Origin of the sequence: Desulfovibrio sp. 1214_IL3152, assembly GCF_036763055.1 — a bacterium.
Classification (GTDB): Bacteria; Desulfobacterota; Desulfovibrionia; order Desulfovibrionales; family Desulfovibrionaceae; genus Desulfovibrio.
Genome location: NZ_JBAIYW010000484.1, coordinates 1 through 3,904, shown reverse-complemented (window position 1 = coordinate 3,904; position 3,904 = coordinate 1). Strand labels below are relative to the sequence as shown.

Here is a 3,904-nt window from a genome sequence, read left to right as displayed (position 1 = left end):
TGCCGTGCCATATAGCGGCACAGAGCAGGGTTCAGGGCGGCCAGATGGCCCCCGCCGGGCAGCCAGATAAGCTTTTTCTGCGGTGCGCGTATCTGTTCAAAGGTACCCTGAATCAGGGGCGGAGTAAAAAGGGCATCATTGACCGCACTGAAAAAATACAGGGGGCAGTGCAACTGCTCGTTTATGGAGGCTGAAAGAAGGCTGGACAGGTAGGCCAGCGGATAGCTCATGCGGCACTGTTTCCTGTTATAGACAACGCGGCGCGCCCCGGCCAGAATGCGCCGTACGGAAAGGTACGACTGCAAAGGCATGGGCAGGCGCGGCAGGCGGCATGCCAGAGCGCGCAAAACCGCCATAAAACCGCGTTTGTTGCTGCTCCAGCGCCGGAAAATTGTCAGGTCCATGACCCGGTCGCTTTGCGGCAGGATTCCGGTGATGGGAAAGGTCGCCATGAGCTTCTGTGAGGCTGCGGCGTGGGCCAGGGCAAGAATGCCGCCCTGACTGTGGCCGCAAGCGGCGATGTGGCGGTGTCCCCGTTTGCGCAGCCATTGTTCCGCAGCCAGGGTGTCCCGCACAAGGTCGTCAAAGGTAAAGCCCGTCCAGTGACTGTTGCGCCCATGACCGGTGAAGTGCAGGGCAGCAACGCCAAAGCCCGCCTCGTGGAGGGCGGAAATAAGCGGCCTGTACTGCACGGGCGAGAGCATGGTTCCCGGATAAAAAAGCATGACCCCGGCTTGGGGCTTGGGCCATATCTCCAGGCTTGCTCTGCTGCCTACGGGGCGCAGGGAATGATAGGTCACGGCATGGTGCGGCATATTCGGGAGCATATTATGTTTGAAAATCTATACTACGAACGGCGACAAGGCGTGCGCCCCGGCGTTTTATGGCGCAGGTATGCTGCATATGCATCCTGGCGGCGGCCGCCTGCTCAAGCGGTCGCAGAACAGTTTCCGGTCAGTTTTGCGGCATGTTACCTTTGAGAATATATATTTTCAAGGTGTTGTGCGCTTACTGCGGCGTCTGGCTGTATAAACGCATGGTGCTGTTTATCTTCACGCTTTTTGTGGCAAAGGCTGAAGCTGCGCCTGCGCCCCGATGGCGTGCGCCCATGCAGACGCCGGAGCAGGGCGCATGAGGCTGTTTCAACGTGGAGCGCTCTAAAAAGGAAGCCGGTTCCGTGAGGAACCGGCCATGAACACTTGTAAATGGCCTGGCAGATCGGTCTGCAGGCCGGAAACCAGGTTAGTCTGCCTGGTCTTCGTCTTCGGCGTCGTCCTTGCTCTTGGAGATGACGGTCACCAGGGCGAAGTTCTGATCAAATTCGGCGCGCACGTTTTCGGGCAGCTTGAGGTCGCCCACGCTGATGGTGTCGTTGATACCCATGTCGGTCACGTCAACAACGACCTTCTGGGGCATGTTCAGCGGCTTGCTGGTGAGGCGCACCACTTCGCGGTAGGTTTCGAGCACGCCGCCCAGCTTCACGCCGCGCGAGGTTCCCACGAATTCCACGGGTACGTCAACGGTGACTTCCTTGTCGAGGTCCACGCCGTAAAAATCGATGTGGGTGAAGGCGCGCTTGTAGGGGTGAAACTGCACCTGCCAGATAAGCACGGGATACGCGGTCTTTTGGCCGTTGTCCTCGATTTCGAGGTTGAACACCGTGGTGTGGCCCATTGCTTCGTAAATCTTTTGCAGGGGCAGAGCAGGGGCCTGCACGGAAATGTTTTCGCCCTTGGGGGTGTAGAACACGCCCGGGATCAGTTTTTGGGCACGCAGGCGGCCGCTGGGGCCTTTGCCGTAACCTTCGCGTTTTTGCACGCTCAAAGTCTTTTCAATATTCATGGTCCACTCCTTGGCTTACCGCCGCCTGACACGTGCGGAAAAGTTCTTGAGAAATGCCGCCCGCCGGTCTTTTCGCTTTCTGACCGCCTGAGACTGCGTCCGTTATCGGCCCGGCATGCCCTGCACGCCGTACCCCGGAATTCGCTTGCCCTTGCCGGAAAGCAAAAATCCGCATGGATCAGCGCTTTCTTTATTGTATCTTGCCATTCCCTTGTGGGATGTGCTCCGTACGGCCGTGCGCGAAGGCTTTGCGCCGACGGTTTTTGCTAAACAAACAACACGCTGACCGATGAACCGGTGTGAATGTTGTGAATGGTTTTGCCCAAAATCGCCGCCACCGAAATGACTTCGAGTTTCGGGCAGCGTTCCAGCTTGTCGCCCAGCGGGATGGTGTCGGTAACAAAGACCTTCGAAAGGGCTTCGGTGGCATTGATGCGATCAATGGCCGGACCGGACAACACCGGGTGCGTGGCGCAGGCCACGATTTTTTTCGCTCCGTTTTTCAGCAAAACTTCGGCCCCGGCGCACAGGGTTCCTGCGGTGTCGATCATGTCGTCCACCACTATAGCCACCCGGCCTTCCACATCGCCAATGACGTGCATGGCCTGCGCCTGATTGGGCTTGTCGCGTCTTTTGTCCACAATAGCCAAAGGCGCGTCAAGGCGCTTGGCGTATGCCCTGGCCCGCTCAACGCCGCCGGCATCGGGGGAGACGATGACAATTTTTTCCTCGCCGAGCTTGCGCAGGGCGTCCAGCATTACAGGTACGGCAAAAAGATTGTCCACAGGGCAGTCAAAGTAGCCCTGAATCTGACCTGCGTGCAGGTCAATAGTCACCACGCGTTCCGCCCCGGCCACGCTGATGAAGTCAGCCACCATCTTGGCGCTGATAGGCGCACGGGGGCTGACCTTGCGGTCTTGCCGCGCGTAGCCGTAATAGGGAATGACGGCTGTAATGCGGCCCGCGCTGGCCCTTTTAAGGGCATCCAGCATAAGGCACAGCTGAACCAGGTTACGGTTGACCGTGGGCGGACAGGTGGGCTGGACCACAAAAACATCGTCGCCTCGGACATTATCGCCGATTTCAATACGCAACTCCCCGTCGCTGAACGTAGTGGACAGCGTTGGGGTGAGCTGACAGCCCAGATGGTTGCAAATGGCCTTCGCCAATTCCGGATTGGAAGAACCGGTTACGATCTTAAGATCGCTGAACATGAACCGCCCCGCCTTGCGCGTCAAAGAGCATTTAGGTTGTACACCCTTGCCTGCCACCGGTCACGAAGTTGGCTGGCCTGTCGCCGTCATGGCCGGATACGGATATTCACCCGCACGGTAACCGGAGCGGTCGGGTATTTGCATAGCAGCCGCTCCAGCATTCACTGCGCGTCGTCATGGTGTTGTGGCTGGGATGGAAGGGTTCGAACCTTCGAATGACGGAGCCAAAACCCGTTGCCTTACCACTTGGCTACATCCCAGTATGATCACAGCACATGCGCGTAAACGCGCCTGTTCTCTCCTTGCAGCGCCGCGGCCACAGCCTGCGCTTCCACAAGCGCCTCGCGCTCGAAAAGCCCCAGTATGCTGGAGCCGCTGCCGCTCATGCAGGCCGCTGTTGCCCCGTAGCGCAACAGGGTGGCCTTGATTTCGGCCAGCTCGGGATGACGCTTGAAGACAACGTTTTCTAGGTCGTTGCCCAGGTCAGCTTCAAACCGCCCTTGGGAGAGAAAAGTTCCATTAGCCCTGCTTTGTTCTCTTGTCAAGCTGTTTTGATTTTCAGCGGCCTGCTCCACTGCCTTGAAAGCATCGTAATCAGCAAAGGTTTGTGGCGTACTTACATGGATTTCCGGGCATACGAGCACAAGGCGCATGCCTGAAAAATCCAGATCGGCAGATTCGATAATTTCACCTATGCCGCGAACGCGGCAGGGCCGGTTGTGCAAAAAAAAAGGCACATCGGCTCCCACGCCAAGGGCCACATCTGCCAGGGCCTGTTCAGGCAGGGGGGTGGCGACATTCCTGTTGAGCCAGCGCAGCAGGGCAGCCGCATCGCTGCTGCCGCCGCC

General features: G+C 58.3%; 4 protein-coding genes and 1 tRNA gene. All 5 read right to left on the bottom strand.

The genetic code is table 11. The features are described 5' to 3' along the window. A partial coding sequence (locus V6C07_RS10350) for an alpha/beta hydrolase (RefSeq protein WP_333536380.1) occupies positions 1-800 on the bottom strand: 800 nt, incomplete at its 3' end. A 442-nt stretch (positions 801-1,242) separates the two neighbouring features. Continuing rightward, positions 1,243-1,842: a 50S ribosomal protein L25/general stress protein Ctc gene (locus V6C07_RS10345; RefSeq protein ID WP_333536379.1), complete on the bottom strand. Its 600-nt coding sequence runs from the start codon at positions 1,840-1,842 to the stop codon at positions 1,243-1,245. 266 nt (positions 1,843-2,108) lie between these two features. Further along, positions 2,109-3,056: a ribose-phosphate diphosphokinase gene (locus V6C07_RS10340; RefSeq protein WP_333536378.1), complete on the bottom strand. Its 948-nt coding sequence runs from the start codon at positions 3,054-3,056 to the stop codon at positions 2,109-2,111. Between the two features lie 185 nt (positions 3,057-3,241). Further along, positions 3,242-3,316: transfer RNA gene (locus V6C07_RS10335), tRNA-Gln, on the bottom strand. A 6-nt stretch (positions 3,317-3,322) separates the two neighbouring features. Further along, positions 3,323-3,904 (bottom strand): 4-(cytidine 5'-diphospho)-2-C-methyl-D-erythritol kinase (locus V6C07_RS10330; RefSeq protein ID WP_333536377.1); only part of this gene is annotated, 582 nt, incomplete at its 5' end.